This window comes from Nocardiopsis sp. L17-MgMaSL7 (genome assembly GCF_003182025.1).
GTDB classification, from domain to species: Bacteria; Actinomycetota; Actinomycetes; order Streptosporangiales; family Streptosporangiaceae; genus Nocardiopsis; species Nocardiopsis prasina.
Genome location: NZ_QGTF01000003.1, coordinates 367,311 through 387,623, shown reverse-complemented (window position 1 = coordinate 387,623; position 20,313 = coordinate 367,311). Strand labels below are relative to the sequence as shown.

Here is a 20,313-nt window from a genome sequence, read left to right as displayed (position 1 = left end):
CTGCCGCCGGATCGGTTCGCACTTCGCATGGTGGTGTGGGTCCTCACTTGGTCGTCCAGCGTGGAACCGCCGTGTACGTACTGTTATCGTAAGTCAAGCGCCTGACTTAAACGTGGGCGCTTTCGCGTGTCCGAATACGGGGGTTCCTGCTCGATGACTCATGTGCGTGCCAGCCCACCGGTCGAGCGCTCTCGTGCCCGGCCGAACGTGATCGTCTGTGTCCTGGCCTTCTGCGGCATCATCGTCTCACTCATGCAGACCCTGGTCATCCCGCTCGTGCCGGTCCTGCCCGGCCTGCTGGGAGCCACCCCCGGGGACACGGCGTGGGCGATCACCGCCACCCTGCTCGCCGCCGCGGTCGCCACCCCCACCGTGGGACGCCTGGGCGACATGTACGGCAAGCGCCGCATGCTGCTGATCAGCCTGGCGGTCCTCGTGGTCGGTTCGCTGGCCTGCGCCCTCGCCACCAGCCTGGTGCCGATGGTCGTGGGCCGCGCCCTCCAGGGACTGGCGGCCGGGGTCATCCCGCTGGGCATCAGCATCATGCGCGACGAGCTGCCGGCCGAGCGCCTCGGCGGGGCGACCGCCCTGATGAGCGCGTCCCTCGGCGTGGGCGGCGCACTCGGCCTTCCCGCCGCCGCGCTCGTGGCGCAGGTCGCCGACTGGCACGTCCTCTTCTGGGCGGCCGCCGTGCTGGCGGCAGCGGGAGCCGTTCTGGTCCACACCCTGATTCCCGATTCCGGTGTTCGTAGCGGGGGCACGTTCGATCTGATCGGTTCGCTGGGCCTGTCCGTCGCGCTTCTCCTCCTGCTGCTGGCGATTTCCAAGGGCTCGGACTGGGGCTGGGGGAGCGGTGTTCCGGGGGCCATGCTCGCCGCCGCGGCGGTGGTGCTCCTGGTGTGGGGCTGGTGGGAGCTGCGCGTGCCCCACCCGCTGGTCGACCTGCGCACCAGCGTGCGCCGTCAGGTCCTGCTCACGAACATCGCCTCCCTGGTGTTCGGGTTCTCCATGTTCGCCATGTCCCTGGTGATTCCGCAGCTCCTCCAGCTACCGGAGGTCACCGGTTACGGGTTCGGGCAGACGATCCTGGTCGCGGGGCTGGTGATGGCCCCGAACGGTCTGGTCATGATGGCGATGTCCCCGGTCTCGGCACGCGTCTCCCGAACAAGGGGACCGAAGACGACGCTGATGTGCGGCGCCCTGCTGGTCGGTCTCGGCTACGGCCTGAGCCTGTTGCTCATGTCCGGCGTCTGGCAGCTCATGATCGCCTCCACCGTCATCGGTGCGGGTGTGGGTCTGGCCTACGGCGCCATGCCCGCACTGGTCATGGGAGCTGTGCCGCGGTCCGAGACAGCCTCGGCCAACAGCCTCAACACCCTCATGCGCTCCATCGGTACCTCCGTGGCCAGCGCCGTGGCCGGGCTCGTCATCGCCAACGTGACCATGACCGCGGGTGGTGAGGTGTTCCCCGCTCAGAACGCCTTCGTGTTGATCCTGGGCATGGGCGCTCTGGCGGCGCTCTCGGCCCTCGCCGTCGCGGCTTTCCTGCCCAAGCGTGTGGCGGCCTCCGACCCCGGTGAGCCCGTCCCCGTCCCCGTGCCCGAGGCCAAACCCGAGGCCGAACCCGGCCCCGAAGCGACCCCGCCCGCCCGCACCGCCAGCGGAACCTGAACACCGCGTACTGCGCGGACGTTCGACCGGGCCGCCGTTCCTTCGACCGTGCGCCGCCTCCAGAGCCCACGTCGCCACACGACGGCCCGGCCCCGGCAAGCCCCGAAACACAGGAGAAGACATGACCGCGAACGACAGACCCGTCACCGCCGCGAACACCGTGGAGGAGTGGCTCGCGCACCCCACCGGAGGACCGGTCCTGCGCGAACTGCTGGAAGGGTCGGGACAGGACGCGGACGCGCTGCGCCCCGTCGGTAAGCTCTCGCTGGCCAAACTCGTCGAGATCGCCGGGGACCGCTTCCCGCAGGAGTTGGTCGACGAACTCGTGCTCCGCGCCAACGGCGGGGTCGCCCCCGCCCCGGAGGAGGAGCCCGAGGCGCCCACGGCGGGTGCGCGGTTCGCCGGGCGCACGGTCGTGGTCACCGGGGCGGCCTCGGGGATCGGCCGCGCCACCGCCGCGCGGATCGTGCGCGAGGGCGGGCGGGTCGTCGCCGTGGACATCGCGCAGGAACGCCTCCAGAGCCTGGTTGACGCCTCGCCCGACGGCACGGTCGTTCCGGTCGCGGCCGACATCACCGGCGACGAGGACGTGGCCAGGATCGTCGAGGCGGCGGGGGAGCGCGTCGACGGTCTGGCCAACGTCGCCGGGATCATGGACGACATGTCGCCCCTGCACGAGGTGAGCGACCAGACCTGGGAGCGGGTCTTCGCTGTCAACGTCGACGGCACCTTCAAACTCTCGCGCGCCGTGGTCCCGGCCATGCTCGCCGCCGGACGGGGCGCGATCGTCAACGTCGCCTCCGAGGCCGCCCTGCGCGGCAACGCGGCCGGCGTCGCCTACACGGCCTCCAAGCACGCCGTCGTCGGCATCACGCGCAGCTCGGCGTTCATGTACGGACCGCACGGTGTCAGAGTCAACGCGGTGGCCCCGGGGCCGGTGGCGACGGGGATCGACGGCACTTTCGGCTCGGAGTTCGGCAAGGCCCGCATCGGCGAGTTCATGCGTCTCATCCCGCAGGTCGCCGACGCGGACAAGCTCGCCGCGTCGATCACGTGGCTGCTCAGCGATGACAGCGACAACGTCAACGGCGTCGTGCTCGCCTCCGACGGCGGCTGGTCGGTGCAGTAACCGCACCGGTGGTGAGCGGCCGAGAGCCGTACCCGGTCACTGGAACGCGGGGGGAGTGGACATCAGGTCGATTCCCCACATCCACGGCAGCATGTAGAGGACTCCCAGGACGATGAGGGCAAGGGCGACCCAGTTGAGCCAGAAGCCGACCTTGACCATCTCGATGATGGTCAGCTTCCCGGTGCCGAACATGATCGCGTTCGGCGGGGTGCCCACCGGGAGCATGAACGCGCAGTTCGCGGCCATCGCGCAGGGGACCATCAACGCGTACGGGTGAATGTTCAGCGAGATCGCGAAGGCGGCCATGACCGGGAGGATCATCGTCGCCGTCGCGGCGTTCGAGGTGATCTCCGTCAGGAGCAGCACGAGTGTGGTGGCGACGACGATGATCAGCACCACGCTGACCCCGTCGAGCATGCGCAGTTGCTCGCCGATCCACGACGAGAGGCCGGTGTCGACGAACCCCGCCGCGATGGCCAGTCCGCCGCCGAACAACAGGAGGATTCCCCAGGGGATCCTCTTCGAGTCCTCCCACTGGAGGATCCTTTTGTCCCTTCCGCCGCGAGTCGGCAGCATGAACAGGGTCACCGTCGCGACGATCGCGATCACTCCGTCGCTGATACCCGGAAGAAGGCCCTCCCACAGGAAGGATCGGGACACCCACATGAACGCCGCCCCGAGGAAGACGCCGAGCACGACCTTCTCCTCGGCGGACATTCTGCCGAGGGACCTCTTCTCCTCCCGGATGATCTCCTTGCCGCCGGGAAGGTGCTTGAACCGGACCCTGAACTTGATGCTCGTCAGGTAGAACCAGGTGAAGGCCAGGAGGGCGACGACGATGGGAACGCCGAACACCATCCAACCGCCGAATGAGATGCTCTGGCCGAAGAGCTCCCCGGAGGTCGCGGCGAGGATGGCGAGGGGCGGTGTGCCGATCAGGGTTCCGAGGCCGCCGATGGTGGCCGCGTAGCCGATGCCGAAGACCATGGACTTCTCGAACTTCGACAGGTCGTCGGCGAATTCACCACCCCGGAGTGAACGGGCGGCCTGGTACGCGACGGCCAGGCCGACGGGGATCATCATCATCGTGGCGGCCGTGTTGGAGACCCACATCGAGAGGAATCCCGTCGCGACCATGAAGCCGAGAACGATGCGGCGGGGGCTCGTGCCGATCGCCGCGACGATCGTGAGGGCGATGCGCTGATGGAGGTTCCATTTCTCCATGGCGATCGCGATCGAGAACCCCCCGAGGAACAGGAAGATGATGTCGTTGCCGTAGGCCGAGACCACGACGTCCCCGTCCAGCGCGCCGGACAGCGGCAGGAGCACGATGGGGAGCAGGGACGTGACCGGGATGGGGATCGCCTCAGTGATCCACCACGTCGCCACCCAGAGAGTGGTGGCCAGGACCGCCCTGCCCTCAGGGGACAGTCCCTCCGGGTGGAAGAACAGCAGCGTCAACACGAACAGGAGCGGACCGAGGACCAGGCCGATGATCCGGGCGGGCGTGTACCCGGGGTCGGAGCCATCGGGTCCACCGGGCCCGTCGGGGCCGTCCGAGCCTTCGACCGATGTGGAACTCGGGGGTTCGCCGCGGGCTTCGGTGCGGCCGCTGCTCTCGCCCGTGGCCGCTGCCACCCGCTCCGTCCGACGCGGCGTCCTGCGCGTCGAGAACGTCAGTAGCTCTTTGATCTGCCGGTGTGAGTCCCACAGGTTTCCCCACAGGGAATGCGCATAGGAGTGTGCCATTGCTGTACCTTCTCTGGTCTTCGGCTCGGTTCGACCTGCCGCAGATCGGTTCGGGTGGAGTTCGGCGAACATCGGTGATGAGGGAACTGGGAGCGCGGGTTCTCCGCGGGGGAGGCGCAGACCCCTCTTTCGGTCGTGGAACCGGCGCCTCTTGCGGCATGCGCCGTTCGCGTGGTGGCGAACGCGTCTCGCTCCTCGGAGTGGCCCCCTACGGTGGCGGGAGCGGGCACTCCCGTGTCCGCGGTCGGACCGGAAGGCCGGGGGGTCGGGCGGTCAGGCGTGCAGGTCGCGGAGGACCTCGTGGAACTTCGCCTTGCCCTCGAGCCCGATGCCCGGGAGGTCGCCGGGCGCCACACGACCGTGGTGGATCACCGCGTCGTCAGTGAAGCCGCCCGTGGGCTGGAACTCTCCGGGGTAGGACTCGTTGCCGCCGAGTTTGAGCGCCGCGGCGATGTGCAGCGAGAACTGGTGCCCGCCGTGCGGGACGCACCGGCGGGAGGACCAACCGTGCTGGGCGAGCATGTCCAGGACCCGGCGGTACTCGGTCAGTCCGTAGCTCAGCGCGGGGTCGACCTGGATGAAGTCGCGGTCCGGTCGCATCCCGCCGTAGCGGATCAGGTTCCGGGCGTCCTGCAACGAGAAGAGGTTCTCACCCGTCGCGATGGGATGGCGGTAGTCCTCCGACAGCGTCGCGTTCAGACCGTAGTCCAGGGGGTCGCCGACCTCCTCGTACCAGAAGAGGCCGTACTGGTCGATGGCCCGGCCGTAGTCCAGCGCCGTCCGCAGGTCGAACTTGCCGTTGACGTCCACCATCAGGCGGGACCCGTCACCGCCCAGGACGTCGATGACCGCCTCGATGCGCCTGAGGTCCTCGGTCAGGTCGGCGCCGCCGATCTTCATCTTGACGATGTCGTATCCGGCGTCGAGGAAGCCCCGCATCTCGTCCTGGAGGTCACGCAGGGTCTTGCCGGGGGCGTAGTAGCCGCCGGCGGCGTAGACGAAGACGTCCTGATCCGGGTCGCCGTCGCCGTAGTGGTCGGAGATCCACCGGTAGAGGGGCACGCCCGCGGCCTTGGCGGCGAGGTCGTGCAGCGCCATGTCCGCCACACCGACGGCGACGGAGCGCTCTCCGTGACCACCGGGCTTCTCGTTGCGCATCATGACCTCCCACGCCCGGGCGGGTGAGAGTTCACCGTTCTCGTCCAGCAGTTCCTCAGGCGTGGCGTCGCGCAACCGCGGCAGCATCCGCTCGTTCAGGATGGCTGTGGCGTTGTACCGGCCGTTGGAGTTGAAGCCGTAGCCCACCAGGGGCTTTCCATCGACCACCACGTCACTGACCAGCGCCAGGATCGTGCAGTCCATCTTGCTGAAGTCGATGTAGGCGTTGCGCATCGACGAGCTGATCGGGATGGTGCCGACGTGGGCGGAAACGATTCTCATAGACTTCCTCCTGTCGAACGATGTCTTATAAGACCCTTATAAGTACGGCGGAGTCTATGCTGACTGAGACGGGGGTCACAAGCCCGTGGGTGAGGATTCTGTGAGAGAGGTCACGATGAGCAGCGCGAAGGCCTCCTCCAGCAAGGGCGGATTGGCCTACACCGAACTGCGCCGCCGCATCACCTCCGGCGAGCTCGCCCCGGGATCACGCCTCTCGCAGTACGAACTGGCCGAGGAGCTGGGGATGAGCATCACTCCTCTGCGCGAGGCGATCAGGCGACTGGTCAGCGAGGAGTGGGTCGTGATGGACGCCCACCGCGATGTGCGCGTGGCGCCCATGAGCGCCTCCGAGGCTCGCGAACTGCTGGAAGTCCGCTTCTCGCTGGAACCCTCGGCCACCGAGCTCGCCGCTCTACGCAGGACGGAGGAGGAGATCGCCGCGATGAGGGCGGCGGCCGACCGGCTGCTGCCGGTCACCCGCAGCTGGGGTGAGGAGGCCATCGCGACGCATCGGGCCTTCCACCGGGCGATCTACGCCGCTTCCCACAACAACGTGATGATCAGGCTGCTGGACGACCTGTGGGACAAGGCCGACCGGTACCGGCGGATCGGCCTCGAACTGCCCGCGGGCGCCGAGCCGCGCACCATCGACCTGAACCAGCACCACAGGATCCTGGAGCTCGTGATCCTCGGCGACGGTGCGGCCGCGGCCGACCTGGTGCGCTCCCATATCCGCAACAGCCTCGGTGCCATGGTCACGGACGCCCTCGAGGGGCTGGAGCGTGCCTACCACCCCATCGCCGCGCGTTCGACCTGAGGCCACCCGAAGCCCAGGTTCGCAAGCCTCAGCCACGCGCGGGGCGGGTGTCCGTGCGGAACCTGACGCCCCGCACCCCTGGGTGCGCCAGTTCGGCCCTGGTGCTCACGTGGCGGAACCGTTCGGCAGAGAAGGGTCCAAAGCGGAAATCTACGACATAAAGGTGGGTTCCGTTCCGCGTCACATCGTCGCGGAAAACTTGCCGGATTCACCCACCCGGGACAAGCCGGATTCCGTACTCTGGACCCGCGCGCAACGCGTGAGCGCCGGTGCGGAACGCGGTGGACGGGTGATCCGCACCGGCCGCCCCTTCGTACCCGAACCCTCCTGGGAGGGCACGCTGTCCCGGCCGCGCAGCTACCGGGACCACGGGGCAGCGCCCCATGGAGCTTGCGTCCGGTCCGTGCGACCGGTCGATGGACGGCGGACGCCCCCCTCTCCCTAGGGGAGCCGGGGGAGCGGAGCCGACCGGGGCGGTGGCGGGCCGCTCGCCGACACCCGGCAGGGACGGTGCCACCGCTGACGGCCTTCGAGCGCCCCCTGCCGCTCTGCTGACTCGCTGCGTGCTGTGAGCGCCGGGCCCTCGAACGTGGCCCCGGCCGGGGGCCGTGGGGTCGAGGACGCCCACCGCCCCCCGCGAACGGCTCAGCCGGGGTTGTGCGCGATGACGAGGTCGGTCAGTTCCTGGCTGGGGAAGTCCATGACCACCACACCCGTGCGAGGCGCCTCCACGGGGCGCAGGTGGTCGACCGCGCGGGGGTTCACACCCCGGATGCCCAAACCGCCCAGGGCGACCTCACGCGGGTTCGCGAAGGGGGCTCCGCTGCCGCTGAGGTGGTTGACGTACAGGACGTCGTCGGCGCCCGAGGCGGTGCGCTCGAAGTGGGCGCGGGCCTTCTCCCACTTGGCGGGAATGTCGAAGAGTGTGGGCACCCGGTAGTCGTCCTGGATGTCCAGGGAGGACCCGTTCCAGCGGACGCCGTAGTCGCGGGAGGCGGAGAAGTCCTGCACGATGACGATGCTGCCCCGGACCTCGCCGAGGTCGGGTACGCGGTCCACGCCCTGCTCGGGCACCCACAGGCGTTCGGTCAGGATGTCCCGGGTGTCCGGGTTCTCCTCGACGTAGTGGTCCAGGGTCTGCTCGTAGGACCGGGTGTTCTCCTCCTCGGTGTGCTCCTTCTTCATCCGCATGAGCACGGTCTCGGAGGGGTTCTCGTCGAGGAAGGCGCCGATGTCGGTGACCACGTCGGTGAAGTTCAGGTTCAGGTACTCGACACCGTGGTGGATGGGGAAGGCGTCCCGGTAGTGGCGGGTGCGCACGTCGAGGAAACGCACCCCGGAGTCGAGCTGTTCGGTGAGGGTGAGGTCCTGCGTGCGCGACCACACGGAGCCGGTCCAGGCGCCGGTGTCGTGGGTGCCGGGGACGGACAGCGCCGACAGGTTCGTGTCGTCGGGGATCTGCCCCATCCAGGCGGTGCGCGCGACCGACGGGCCCTGCTCGGCGGCGGCCGGAGCGGCGGGGGCGAGCACGGACAGGAGCGAACCGGTGAGGAGGAGGGCGGCCAGCACCGGTCCGGTGCGTCGGGGGACAGCCGTGGTGGCGGAGGGGAGGGTGAGCATGGGGGGTCCTTCGGGAGCGGGGGCGGCCCTGGGATCGGGCCGCTTTCACCCTGCCACGCGGCGGTCGCGTTGGCATCCCCCCTTCCTCACGCGCTGGGCGGAGGAGACGGGTGACGGGCGCACGTGTGCGCCCGTCGACCCGGTGCTGGGGCGTCCGCTCCTAGCGGGTCTTGACGACGGCCGCGATGAGACCGGAGATGATCATCATGGACAGGCTGACGATCATGAGCACGAACGCGACGGTTCCGACCATGGTGTTTCCTTCACTGTGTCGTCCCCCGGGCGCCGTGGGCCGTTCCCCCGGCGCCCGGCACACCGGGACACCCGTGATTTCGGGCGCGGCATGTTACCTCTTCGGTCCACAACCCTATCTCGCCGTCGCGAGGTCGCCGCGTCGGGTGCCCGCTCTGACCAGCGTGGTTCAGCTCTCGTTCCAGAACCGCTGGTAGGTCCCGACCAGCCAGCGGTCGGCCCAGTCGGAGTCAGGTCCTTCGGGCAGGTGGGAGGTCCGGCACAGCTCCTCCAGACGGCGCTCCAGTTCCCCCGCCCGCTCCAGGGCCTCGTCGCGGGAGCGCTCTCCCCGGCGTAGGGCCAGCAGCCAGCCCCGGTCGGGTTCGGGCATGGGCAGGGTGATGTCGCCGGTCTCCATCAACTCGACGCCCTGGAGGCCCAGCCGGACCATGTGGTAGGCGTACTTCGTGTCGAAACCGTGCCGTTCCACCAGCTCGGGGCGGTTGGTGTGCCTGCCGCCCCTGGTGCCCGCCATACGGTCCCGCTGGGCACGCAGGTAGCCGAGGAAACGCTCTCCCGCACGGCGGGACAGGAAACGGTGGGCGTTGTCCCGTAGGTCGACGCCGACGGGCGTGAGGGTGGTGATCTCGTCCTCGGGGACGAAGAGCGGCAGCAGGACGGTGGGGTTGCTCTCCAGGGCCAGGCGGGTCCACTTGCGCAGTGAGTAGACGGTCAGGTCGAGGTCGCCGGGGCCGGACCGGACGTGTTCGCCCTGGTCGCGGAGGATGTACTGCTCGAAGGCGCGCAGACCGATCACGTACTCGGGCGGCTCGACGCAGATGCCCATCTCGTCGCGGTCGTTCTGGCCGTCGAGGTTGAGTCCGTGGACGACGGAGCCGACCTGACAGCGCAGGACGGTGCCCTGCGCGGCGATACGGGCGAACTCCTCACTGGAGTGCTTCACCTGAGCCTCCCGGTTCGGTGGATCGTGGTCGCAACCTATCGGGGCCGCAGCGGGCACCACGAACGGATTTCGGGGGCCGTCGCTCGTACGAGACCGCCTCAGAGGGCGCGTGAGGCGACCAGTGACAACAAAACTCTTATTTCCTTACAAACCAGGGCCTATGGTTCTTGCCGGGCATGCCCCGCGTCCGTTTAGCTGGTCCCGTACCCCGCCCGGCAACCGCCGGGCCCGGCAGTGGAGAGCAGGACCCGTGCCCCCCGAGAACACCGAATCCAGGATCGACACCACCGTCCCGCACAACGCCAGGATCTGGAACTACTGGCTGGGCGGCAAGGACAACTACCCCGTCGACCGGGAGATGGGCGAACAGATCCGTTCCTTCTTCCCGGAGATCGTCGACAACGCGATCGCCGACCGCGCCTTCCTCGTCCGCACCGTCACCTACCTGGCGCAGGAGGAAGGAATCCGGCAGTTCCTGGACGTCGGCACCGGACTGCCCACTCACAACAACACCCACGAGGTCGCGCAGTCGATCGCGCCCGACGCCCGTGTGGTCTACGTGGACAACGACCCGCTGGTGCTCACCCACGCCCGTGCGTTGCTCACCGGCACCGACCAGGGTGTGACCGACTACGTCGACGCCGACCTGCGCGACCCGGACGCCATCCTGGCCACGGCCGCCAAGACCCTGGACCTCGACCAGCCGGTGGCCCTGATGCTGCTGGGCGTCGTGAACTTCGTGGCCGACGACGACGAGGTGCGCTCGATCATGGACCGGCTGCTGGACGCGCTCGCCCCGGGCAGCTACCTGGTGGTCTCCCATCCCACCGACGACATCGACCACGAGCGCGCCCACCAGGTGGCCGCCGCGTGGAACGAGAAGGGCACCCCCAAGATCACCATCCGCACGGCGGCGGAGATCACGGGGCTCTTCGACGGCCTGGAGCTGCTGGAGCCGGGCGTGGTGTCCTGCTCGCTGTGGCGGCCGGGGCCGACCGAGGTGGGCACGCTGCGCCCGGTGGCCGAGTACGGCGGCGTGGCCCGCAAGGCCTGACCGCCCCGGCCGCCCCGTCATCCGACCCAGCCTCACCCCCGAGGGGCCCGTGGCCAGCCAGCCGCGCGCACCGATCGATACCGACCACTGGCGCGTGCGGCTGGCCGCCCTCTGTGAACGCCACGCGGTCCCCGGGGCCCAGCTCGGCCCCTGCGGGTCGGCCCCGGCGCGGAGGGCGGTACCCTTCGCCCCCTTGGGATGACCCGTGCCTGCACCCTGCCGGAGGAGGCCACGCTGCACGGTGCGGCGGTCGGCCACGTGCGGGGACTGCCCGAACCGGAGATCGCTCCTGTGTGGGGGATACCCCGATCCATGGGCCCGGCCGGCACCGGTCCTGGCCAGCGCCGGGGACGTGCCGCGCTTCGCCGCCGCCCACCTGCGCGGCGGTCTCGGCGCGGCCGCGCGGCACGCCCGGGAGCGCCTTCATGTACTCGGGCGGGGGGCGCCCCCGCTTTCCAGGGGTGGCGCACGTATGTACTCGCGACCCCGGTGCATGGGGCGCCGTCGTAGCAAGTGCGGGTGGGGAACGCCCTTCCACTCTTGAGCGGGAGAGCGCTCCCCGAATCCCCGCAGAGCCGACGCTCCCGCCCCAGCGGGCAGCGTCCACGCGGTGCGGGGCCAGCCAGTCCGCGACGGGCATGGTGTTCGGGGGTGAACCTGTCGCACCTGCCCACGGCGCTGACTCCTGCCACAGGTATCGCGAACGCGGTGCTCCTCTACAGCACCAGGAACACGACCAGCACCACGGCGAGCAGGATCACGTAGGACACCGCGTGTGCGCGGTCGGGGATCCGGCCGACGAGGCGGCGGACCAGCGCGATGGTGGGCAGCGACCCGGCCAGCAACAGGGCCCCGGCCACCAGGTCCACCGAACCCAGGTGCCCCTGGTCGGCTCCGGCGCCGCCGGTTCCCCACAGCACGTACACCAGCGTCCCGGCGAGCGCGACCGGCACCGTGAGCGGGTTGGCCATCGCGGTGGCCTCACCCATGGGCAGCCCGCGTCGGCGCAGCAGGGGAACGGTCATGACGCTGCCGCCCACCCCCAGGAAGCCGGTGACGGCGCCGATACCCAGCCCCACCGACCGGGTGACTCCCGGGCGTGGGACCCGTGGCGTAGTGCCCGGTGACGGTGAGAGGAACCCCCTGCGCAGCACGCTGTCGGCGATGGTCACGGCCAGGTAGACCACGAACAGGGCGTGTTGGACCGCGCCGCCCGCCATCGTGGCGGCCAGCGCCCCGACGGCCGAGCCGATTCCGATGGGGACGGCCAGGGGCCACAGGTGTTCGCGGCGCAGGCGTCCGGCACGGTACTGGGCCCAGGTGGCGCTCAGGGAGTTGACCACCATGACCGCCGTGGAGGTGGCCACGGCGACCGCCATGGCGTCGACGCCCGGTTCGGCGCGGGCCAGGGTGACGGCGTACACGACCGGAACGGTCACGAAGCCGCCGCCGAAGCCGAACACGACCGTGGTGACGCCGGTCAGACAGCCCAGGGCCAGGAGAACGAGGATCGAGGAGAGCACCCGCACCACGGTAGGGAGGTGTGGGGCTGGCGTGCATTCGATGAAAGGACATGAATGATCGTGTAACAGACACGGTAGCGTCGGTCCGTGCGCAACGTCCCCGTGTCCGAAGTCGACCACATCGACCGACCGGTGCTGGCCATCGGTACCGACTACCCGCCCGGATTCCTACTGGCCCGGCACCGGCACCGGCGTGCCCAGTTCCTCTACGGCGCCACCGGGGTGATGCGGGTGGTGACCGACGACGGCGCGTGGACCGTGCCGCCGCAGCGGGCGGTGCTCGTGCCCGCCGGAACCGACCACGAAGTCACGATGGAAGGGGTCAGCACCCGCAGCCTGTACGTGGAACCGTCGGCGGTGCCGTGGTTCCCCGCCCGGTGTCAGGTGGTGGAGGTGTCCGCGCTGCTGCGCGAGCTGCTGTTGGCGGCGGTGGACATCGAGCCCCGCCACGAACGCCATGGCCGGGACGCCGCCCTGGTCGAACTCCTCCTCCACGAGCTCCGGGGGCTGGCGCCGCTGCCGTTGGACCTGCCCCTGCCGCGCCACGAGGGACTGCGCGCCCTGTGCGAGGAGTTCCTGGAGGCTCCCCGCGTCCACGATCCGCTGGCCCGGTGGGCGGGACGACTGCACGTGAGTGAGCGCACGGTGAACCGGCTGTTCCGGGCGGAGACCGGGATGGGGTTCGCGCGATGGCGGCAGCGGGCCTGTGTGCTGCGTTCCCTGCCCGAGCTGGCTCGGGGAGAGGCGGTCGCGCGGGTCGCCTCGGACCTCGGATACGACAGCCCGGCGGCGTTCTCTGCGGTCTTCGCGCGACTGCTGGGGACCAGCCCCCGGGACTACCGCTCCGCCGCCACCCCGTAAGTCGCCGGGCACGGGACCTCATCGAGCGGCGCGGCATCATTGTCGGGTGCTGGGGGTGCTGGGGGTGCTGGGGGTGCTGGGGGTGCTGGGGGTGCTGGGGGTGTCCGCAGCACTGCTGTTCCGGGTGCCCGACGGAGCTTCCCGTCCGGTGTCCTGTACCCCGCGCGGGAACGGCGGGGAGGGGCCTGCGAGCCGGTCCGCCGTGGCGTCGTGTCCGGTATCCGCGCGCGGACGGTGGGGAGGGGCCTGCGAGCTGGGCGGCCGTGGCGTCGTGACCTGGCACCCGCACCGGAACGGTGGCCATTCCCGAGGGGTCTGGCTCGCCGCCGCTCCTGGCTCTGCGAGGTCCTTCGACCCCGCGCCTGGAGCCCCGCGCCGGGAGTCCGGCGCGGGGCGAGGCCGCTACTCCCGCGGGCGCTGGTCGATGATGCGGCGGAACTTGCCCACCGAACGCTCGATCTGCTCGGGGTCGACCACGTCCACGGTGACGCTCACGCCGACGCGGTCCTTGATCGTCGCGGTGATCTCCCTGCTCAGGGTGGTGCGCCGGTCGGTGGTGCAGTCCGGTGCGGCCTCGACGCGCACGGACATGCGGTCCAGGCGACCCTCCTTGGTGAGCACCAACTGGAAGTGCGGGGCGAGTCCGTCCAGACCCAGCACGATCTCCTCGATCTGGGTCGGGAAGACGTTGACCCCGCGCAGGATGATCATGTCGTCGCTGCGGCCGGTGATCTTGTCCATGCGCCGCATCGGGCGGGCTGTGCCCGGGCGCAGGGTGGTCAGGTCGCGTGTGCGGTAGCGGATGATCGGCATGGCCTGCTTGGTGAGCGAGGTGAAGACCAGCTCACCGTTCTCCCCGTCCGGCAGCACGTCCTGGGTGACGGGGTCGAGCACCTCGGGGAAGAAGTGGTCCTCCCACACGTGCAGGCCGTCCTTGGTCTCCACGCACTCGTTGGCCACGCCCGGGCCCATCACCTCGGAGAGCCCGTAGATGTCCACGGCGTTGATGTCGAAGCGCTCCTCGATCTCCAGGCGCATCCGCTCGGTCCACGGCTCGGCGCCGAAGATCCCCACCTTGAGCGAGGTCGTGCGCGGGTCGATGCCCTGGCGCTCGAACTCGTCCATCAGGGTCAGCATGTAGCTCGGGGTGATCATGATGATCTCGGGCCGGAAGTCCTGGATCAGCTGGACCTGCTTGGCGGTCTGGCCGCCGGACGCGGGGATGACGGTGCAGCCCAGCTTCTCCGCGCCGTAGTGGGCGCCGAGCCCGCCGGTGAACAGGCCGTAGCCGTAGGAGACGTGGACCTTGTGGCCGGGGCGTCCGCCGGCGGCGCGGATCGAGCGCGCCACGACGGTGGCCCAGGTGTCGATGTCCTCGCGCGTGTAGCCGACCACGGTGGGCTTGCCGGTGGTGCCGCTGGAGGCGTGGATGCGGCTGACCTGCTCCTGGGGAACCGCGAACATCCCGAACGGGTAGTTGTCGCGCAGGTCGGCCTTGGTGGTGTGCGGGAAGAGGGCGATGTCCTCCAGCGACCTGAGGTCCTCTGGACGCACCCCGGCCTCGTCGAACTTGCGCCGGTACAGGGGCACGTTCGTGTAGGCGTGCTCCAGGGTCCAGCGCAGGCGCTCGAACTGGAGGGAGCGCAGCTCGTCGACACTCATGCGTTCGGCGGCGTCCAGTGACTCGGGCGCCGGGGGCCGCCCGAGGCGCCTCTGGAGGGCGGTGCCGGCCGACTGCGTGGTGGTGTCCTGGCTTGCCATGGGCCTCTCCGGGTACTGTGCACGGTGTTTCCGCCGGGCCGGACTCGGTCGGCCGTCCCATGAGAAGGGGGCGGGGCCCGCCGTGCGAAGCCGCGGCACACTTTCTGGCGGTCCAACCGCGCTGAGGTGGGTCTTCATCGGTCCGTGGAGGGGGCCGACTTGCTTACTGACCGAACGTTCGGTTACTAATGCATTTATTCAGTCTCCGCGTGGCCGTGTCAAGGAGACGTGTTGAAGAGTTCACACAGGACGGTGGCACACGCCACCGTAGTCAACAAGGGAGGCCGTTCGTGAGCGACGTCTACGTGGTCGACGGGGTGCGCACCCCTCAGGGCCGTTACGGGGGCGCCCTCGCGGCCGTCCGCCCCGACGACCTCGCCGCCCGGGTGGTGGCCGAGGCGGTCCGCCGTGCCGGGGTCCCGGGCGAGGACGTGGACGAGGTGATCCTCGGTGCCGCCAACCAGGCCGGTGAGGACAACCGCAACGTCGCCCGGATGGCGGTCCTGCTGGCCGGGCTGCCCTCCACGGTCCCCGGCTACACGGTCAACCGGCTGTGCGCCAGCGGGCTGACCGCCGTCGCCTCGGCCGCGCAGGCGATCCGTGCGGGCGAGGCCGACCTCGTGGTCGCCGGCGGCGTGGAGTCGATGACCCGCGCCCCCTGGGTGATGGCCAAGCCCGGCACCCCCTGGGCCAAGCCGGGCGAGGTCGCCGACACCTCCCTGGGCTGGCGCTTCACCAACCCCCGCTTCGCGGCCGCCGACGCCGAGGTCGCACCGGACGCCACCCCCGACGAGCTGCGCTACACGCTGTCGATGGGGGAGACCGCCGAGGAGGTCGCCACGCTGGAGGGCCTCACCCGCGAGGAGTGCGACGCCTTCGCCCTGCGCAGCCACGAGCGGGCCGTGTCAGCCGCCCAGGCGGGCCGGTTCGCCGACGAGATCGTCCCCGTCACCGTGCACGGCCGCAAGGGTCAGACCCACGAGGTCACCGAGGACGAGGGGCCCCGCCCCGGATCCACCATGGAGAGCCTGGCCAAGCTCCGCCCGGTCTTCCGACAGGGCGGCATCGTCACCGCGGGCAACTCCTCCTCGCTCTCCGACGGCGCCTCCGCGCTGGTCCTGGCCAGCGCCGAGGCCGTGCGCCGGTACGGCCTGACCCCGCGTGCCCGCGTGGTCGCCTCCGCCTCGGCCGGGGTGGACCCGCAGGTCATGGGGCTCGGTCCGGTTCCGGCCACGCGCAAGGTCCTGGGCCGGGCCGGATGGGCGCTCGACGAGGTCGGCGCGGTCGAGCTCAACGAGGCCTTCGCCGCCCAGTCCCTCGGTGTGATGCGCCAGCTGGACCTCGACGAGTCCCGGGTGAACGCCGACGGCGGCGCGATCGCCCTCGGCCATCCGCTCGGCTCCTCCGGCGCCCGCCTGGTGGTCACGCTCATGAACCGCATGGAGCGTGAGGACGCCCGGCGCGGCCTGGCCACCCTGTGCGTGGGCGTGGGGCAGGGGACCGCGCTGCTGGTGGAGCGCCCGTGACCCCGAACCCCGACCGGTCCGGCCCCGCACGCGATGGCGGCGCGCAGACCGGCATCCCCCAGCCCCCGAACGAGAACGGCCGGCCCATGGACTTCGAGACCCTGCGCGTCGACTGGCGCGAGGACCGCGTGGTGGTCGAGCTGCACCGCCCCGAGGCCCGCAACGCCATCAACGGCCGGATGATCGCGGAACTGCACGAGGTGTGCGCCCGGATCGAGGCCGAACCCCGCCCGCTGCTCCTGACCGGCCACGGCACCGTGTTCGCGGGCGGCGCCGACATCTCCGAACTGCGCGAACGCGGCCGTGAGGAGGCCCTGGCCGGGATCAACAGCCGCCTGTTCGAACGACTGCACCGGCTCCAGGCCCCCACCGTGGCGGCGGTCGACGGGTTCGCCCTGGGCGGCGGCGCCGAGCTGTCCTACGCCTGCGACATCCGGATCGCCACCCCCACCGCCGTGTTCGCCCAGCCCGAGCCGGGTCTGGGCATCATCGCCGGAGCGGGTGCCTGCTGGCGGCTGAAGGAGCTCGTCGGTGCCTCGGTGGCCAAGCAGGTGCTGCTGGGCGGGTTCCGTCTGGACGCCGAGGCCGCGCTGCGCCACGGCCTGGTCGCCGAGATCGTCCCCTCCGAGGAACTGCGCGAGCGCGCGCACGCCCTGGTCGACCGGATGGCGGCCTCCTCGGCCACGGCGCTGCGGATGACCAAGCTGGTACTGGACGCCGAGGGCGTGCACCCCCTGGCCGACGACCTCACGCAGGCGGTGCTGTTCGAGAGCGCCGACAAGCACGACCGCATGACCCGTTTCCTGGAGAGGAAGAAGCGTTGAGCGAGATCACCCCGCAGGGCGTGCCCGACACCGTCGCCGTCATCGGCGGCGGCACCATGGGCGCCGGAATCGTCCAGCAGTTCCTCATGGCCGGGGCGCGCGTGGTGCTGGTCGAGGCCACCGCCGAGGCGGCCGAGGCCGGGCTGGGGCGGGTCTCCGCCGGGCTGGACAAGGCCCGTGAACGCGGCAAGATCGATGCCGAGCCCGCCGCCTACCTGGCCCGCGTGAGCACCGTCACCGACGCCTCGGACCTCCCGGACGACACCGGGCTGGTCGTCGAGGCCGTCCCGGAGAAGCCCGCGCTCAAGATCGCCGTGCTCACCGCGGCGGAGGCCGCCGTCGGCGAGGACACCGTGCTGGCCTCCAACACCAGCTCGCTGTCGGTGACCGAGCTGGCCGCCGCGCTCAAGCGGCCCGGCCGGTTCCTGGGCACGCACTTCTTCAACCCTGTCCCCGCCTCCAAGCTCGTGGAGATCGTGACCGCGCCCGAGACCGACCCCGAAGTCCTGGAGACGGTGCGCGGCTGGGTCAGCGCTCTCGGCAAGACGGAGATCGTGGTCCGGGACGCCCCCGGGTTCGCCACCAGCCGCCTCGGTGTGATGCTGGGCCTGGAGGCCATCCGGATGGTCGAGGAGGGTGTGGCCTCGCCCGCCGACATCGACACCGCCATGGAGCTCGGCTACCGCCACCCCATGGGCCCGCTCAAGCTCACTGACCTGGTCGGACTCGACGTGCGCCTGGCCATCGCCGAGTACCTGGCGAGCGAACTGGGGGACCGGTTCTCGCCCCCCGAGCTCCTGCGCCGTAAGGTCGCCGAGGGCAGGCTCGGCCGCAAGAGCGGCGAGGGATTCCACCTCTGGGACAAGGGAGACAAGGCGTGAGTGAGGACAGGGCCGCGGAGTTCGGCGAGGTCGACGGGCTCGCCACCATCAGGCTGCACCGTCCGGGGCTGACCCGGAAGGCCAAGGAGGAGCTGCTGGAGGCGGTGACCCGGGCGGCGGAGTCCACCACCGCGCGGGCGGTGCTGTTCCTGGGGTCGGACCGGGCGTTCTGCCTGGGCCAGGACCTGGCCGAGCACGCGCGGATCCTGGAGGAGACCCCGGACCAGGCGCTGACCACGGTGCGCGAGCACTACAACCGGATCGTGCTGGCGCTGGAGAGCATCCAGGTGCCCGTGGTGGTCGGGATCAGCGGTGCCTGCGTGGGGGCCGGGCTGGGGTTCGCCCTCGCCGGTGACGTGCGCGTGGCGGCGGGCAGAGCCAAGTTCGGGACCGCGTTCACCGGGATCGGCCTGGCCTCGGACTCCGGTCTCGCCCTCCGGCTGGTCCGCTCGCTGGGCCAGGCGCGTGCGATGGAACTGATGCTGCTGGGCACGGTGTTCGGTGCCGAGCGCGCCCAGGAGCTGGGCCTGGTCACCGAGGTCGTGGCCGACGAGGACTGGGAGGCGCGCGCCCGCGAGGTGGCCGTGCAGCTGGCCTCGGGGCCCACGGCGGCGTTCGTGGCGGCCAAACGCGAGGTGCGCTCGGCCGCGGACGGTCAGAGCGACCTGGCCGAACTGCTGGAGGAGGAGGCCGACCTCCAGAACCAGCTCGGGGTGACCGCCGACCACGTCAGTGCGGTCTCGTCCTTCCTGAACAAGCAGAAGCCCACGTTCACCGGCCAGTGACGGGTCCGGGGCCGGTTCCGCTGTCCGGCGCCGGAACACGTGCCGTGTCTGGGCGAGGGCCTGCGCAAACAGGGTGACCAGCCCCGATTCGGGGGTCCGGGGACTTGCGTCGGACCCCCGAACCCGGGGATACTAATTACTGACCGAACGTTCGGTTATGAATGGGGATTGATCAATGCCGACCACGGCCCAGGAAGCGCCCCCCGGCGCGGACGAGGCACTCCAGGCGGAGTTCGACGCCCGCATCGCCGCCAACCAGCGCGTCGAACCGCGTGACTGGATGCCCGAGGCCTACCGGAGGACCCTCGTCCGCCAGGTCTCCCAGCACGCCCACTCCGAGATCATCGGCATGCAGCCCGAGGGCGACTGGATCGCCTCCGCGCCCAGCCTGCGCCGCAAGGCCATCCTGCTGGCCAAGGTCCAGGACGAGGCCGGGCACGGCCTGTACCTGTACGCGGCCGCCGAGACCCTCGGAGTCGACCGCAACGACCTCACCGAGCGGCTCATCGAGGGCCGCCAGAAGTACTCCTCGATCTTCAACTACCCCTCGCTGAACTACGCCGACGTGGGCGTGATCGGCTGGCTGGTGGACGGCGCCGCGATCTGCAACCAGGTCCCGCTCTGCCGCACCTCCTTCGGCCCCTACGCCCGCGCCATGGTGCGCATCTGCAAGGAGGAGTCCTTCCACCAGCGGCAGGGCTACGAACTCCTCATGCGCATGATGGAGGGCACCGAGGGCCAGCGCCGGATGGTCCAGGACGCCGTCGACCGCTGGTGGTGGCCGTCCCTGATGATGTTCGGCCCGCCCGACGCCGACTCGCCCAACACGCGGCAGTCCATGACCTGGGGCATCAAGATCGACACCAACGACGACCTGCGCCAGCGGTTCGTCGACATGACCGTCCCCCAGGCCGAGAAGCTGGGCGTCACCCTGCCCGACCCCGAGCTGGTCTGGAACACCGAACGCGGCCAGCACGACTTCGGCACCCCGGACTGGGACGAGCTCAAGCGGGTCATCAAGGGCGACGGACCCAAGAACGCCGAACGCGTCTCCCGCAGGCGCGCCGCGCACGAGAAGGGCGCGTGGGTCCGCGAGGCCGCCACCGCCTACGCCAGGAAGCAGCAGGAGGCCACGGTATGAGCAGGAACGACGACGCCGCCCCGGCCCGCCCCGAGTGGCCCCTCTACGAGGTGTTCGTCCGCGGCAAGCGCGGCCTCAACCACGTGCACGTGGGATCGCTGCACGCCCCCGACGCGACCATGGCGCTGCACAACGCCCGCAACCTCTACACCCGCCGCAACGAGGGGGTGAGCATCTGGGTGGTGCTCGCCGAGGACGTCACGGCCTCCAGCCCGGACGAGAAGGACCCCTACTTCGAGCCCAGCGGTGACAAGGTCTACCGCCACCCGACCTTCTACCCCATCCCCGAGGACGTCCCGCACATCTAGGGGGACCACGGTCGGCACGACTCTTCAA

At 70.5% G+C, this 20,313-nt stretch carries 17 protein-coding genes; 11 read left to right on the top strand and 6 right to left on the bottom strand.

All coding sequences use genetic code 11. The features are described from left to right. Positions 1-153 precede the first annotated feature (153 nt). Together BDW27_RS07055 and BDW27_RS07050 are read left to right on the top strand one after the other, a co-directional pair. The gene (locus BDW27_RS07055; RefSeq protein ID WP_233515660.1) at positions 154-1,671 is read left to right on the top strand and encodes an MFS transporter; all 1,518 of its coding nucleotides are present in this window, start codon (positions 154-156) and stop codon (positions 1,669-1,671) included. A gap of 121 nt (positions 1,672-1,792) precedes the next feature. Then, a complete protein-coding gene (locus BDW27_RS07050) occupies positions 1,793-2,800 on the top strand; it encodes an SDR family NAD(P)-dependent oxidoreductase (RefSeq protein WP_110048681.1) in 1,008 nt (335 codons plus the stop codon). A gap of 36 nt (positions 2,801-2,836) precedes the next feature. On the opposite strand, the gene BDW27_RS07045 is transcribed toward BDW27_RS07050, so the two are convergent. Together BDW27_RS07045 and BDW27_RS07040 are read right to left on the bottom strand one after the other, a co-directional pair. Next, positions 2,837-4,549, bottom strand: a complete 1,713-nt coding sequence (locus tag BDW27_RS07045; protein WP_110048680.1) for a DASS family sodium-coupled anion symporter — start codon at positions 4,547-4,549, stop codon at positions 2,837-2,839. Positions 4,550-4,822: 273 nt separating this feature from the next. Beyond that, complete coding sequence (locus tag BDW27_RS07040) at positions 4,823-5,989, bottom strand: enolase C-terminal domain-like protein (protein ID WP_110048679.1); 1,167 nt, start codon at positions 5,987-5,989, stop codon at positions 4,823-4,825. Positions 5,990-6,104: 115 nt separating this feature from the next. Between BDW27_RS07040 and BDW27_RS07035 the strand changes: the two genes are divergently transcribed. Further along, entirely contained in the window at positions 6,105-6,806 is a 702-nt protein-coding gene (locus BDW27_RS07035; protein ID WP_110048678.1) for a GntR family transcriptional regulator, read from the top strand. A gap of 645 nt (positions 6,807-7,451) precedes the next feature. Here the strand turns inward: BDW27_RS07035 and BDW27_RS07030 are convergent. Further along, positions 7,452-8,426 carry a phosphatidylinositol-specific phospholipase C gene (locus BDW27_RS07030; protein WP_110048677.1) on the bottom strand — a complete coding sequence of 325 codons (975 nt, stop codon included), beginning with the start codon at positions 8,424-8,426 and terminating at the stop codon, positions 7,452-7,454. A gap of 421 nt (positions 8,427-8,847) precedes the next feature. Beyond that, positions 8,848-9,621: a DNA polymerase beta superfamily protein gene (locus tag BDW27_RS07025; protein WP_110048676.1), complete on the bottom strand. Its 774-nt coding sequence runs from the start codon at positions 9,619-9,621 to the stop codon at positions 8,848-8,850. A 250-nt stretch (positions 9,622-9,871) separates the two neighbouring features. Here BDW27_RS07025 and BDW27_RS07020 point away from each other — a divergent pair, with 250 nt between their 5' ends. After that, complete coding sequence (locus tag BDW27_RS07020) at positions 9,872-10,675, top strand: SAM-dependent methyltransferase (protein ID WP_110048675.1); 804 nt, start codon at positions 9,872-9,874, stop codon at positions 10,673-10,675. 716 nt (positions 10,676-11,391) lie between these two features. On the opposite strand, the gene BDW27_RS07010 is transcribed toward BDW27_RS07020, so the two are convergent. Then, entirely contained in the window at positions 11,392-12,198 is an 807-nt protein-coding gene (locus tag BDW27_RS07010; RefSeq protein WP_110048821.1) for a sulfite exporter TauE/SafE family protein, read from the bottom strand. An 87-nt stretch (positions 12,199-12,285) separates the two neighbouring features. Between BDW27_RS07010 and BDW27_RS07005 the strand changes: the two genes are divergently transcribed. After that, positions 12,286-13,059, top strand: a complete 774-nt coding sequence (locus BDW27_RS07005) for a helix-turn-helix transcriptional regulator (protein WP_110048674.1) — start codon at positions 12,286-12,288, stop codon at positions 13,057-13,059. Between the two features lie 402 nt (positions 13,060-13,461). On the opposite strand, the gene paaK is transcribed toward BDW27_RS07005, so the two are convergent. Continuing rightward, the gene (gene paaK, locus BDW27_RS06995; protein WP_110048673.1) at positions 13,462-14,820 is read right to left on the bottom strand and encodes a phenylacetate--CoA ligase PaaK; all 1,359 of its coding nucleotides are present in this window, start codon (positions 14,818-14,820) and stop codon (positions 13,462-13,464) included. A 290-nt stretch (positions 14,821-15,110) separates the two neighbouring features. Between paaK and BDW27_RS06990 the strand changes: the two genes are divergently transcribed. The 6 genes from BDW27_RS06990 (at position 15,111) to paaB (ending at position 20,285) form a co-directional block, all read left to right on the top strand. Further along, a complete protein-coding gene (locus tag BDW27_RS06990; RefSeq protein WP_110048672.1) occupies positions 15,111-16,346 on the top strand; it encodes a thiolase family protein in 1,236 nt (411 codons plus the stop codon). 86 nt (positions 16,347-16,432) lie between these two features. Beyond that, positions 16,433-17,170, top strand: a complete 738-nt coding sequence (locus tag BDW27_RS06985; protein ID WP_026129069.1) for an enoyl-CoA hydratase/isomerase family protein — start codon at positions 16,433-16,435, stop codon at positions 17,168-17,170. Further along, positions 17,167-18,051 carry a 3-hydroxyacyl-CoA dehydrogenase family protein gene (locus BDW27_RS06980; RefSeq protein ID WP_110048671.1) on the top strand — a complete coding sequence of 295 codons (885 nt, stop codon included), beginning with the start codon at positions 17,167-17,169 and terminating at the stop codon, positions 18,049-18,051. The genes BDW27_RS06985 and BDW27_RS06980 overlap by 4 nt, the downstream gene beginning before the upstream one ends. After that, positions 18,048-18,836: an enoyl-CoA hydratase/isomerase family protein gene (locus tag BDW27_RS06975; protein ID WP_110048670.1), complete on the top strand. Its 789-nt coding sequence runs from the start codon at positions 18,048-18,050 to the stop codon at positions 18,834-18,836. The genes BDW27_RS06980 and BDW27_RS06975 overlap by 4 nt, the downstream gene beginning before the upstream one ends. A 175-nt stretch (positions 18,837-19,011) precedes the next feature. Next, a complete protein-coding gene (paaA, locus tag BDW27_RS06970) occupies positions 19,012-19,977 on the top strand; it encodes a 1,2-phenylacetyl-CoA epoxidase subunit PaaA (protein WP_110048669.1) in 966 nt (321 codons plus the stop codon). Further along, complete coding sequence (paaB, locus tag BDW27_RS06965) at positions 19,974-20,285, top strand: 1,2-phenylacetyl-CoA epoxidase subunit PaaB (protein WP_017543597.1); 312 nt, start codon at positions 19,974-19,976, stop codon at positions 20,283-20,285. The genes paaA and paaB overlap by 4 nt, the downstream gene beginning before the upstream one ends. Positions 20,286-20,313: the final 28 nt, after the last annotated feature.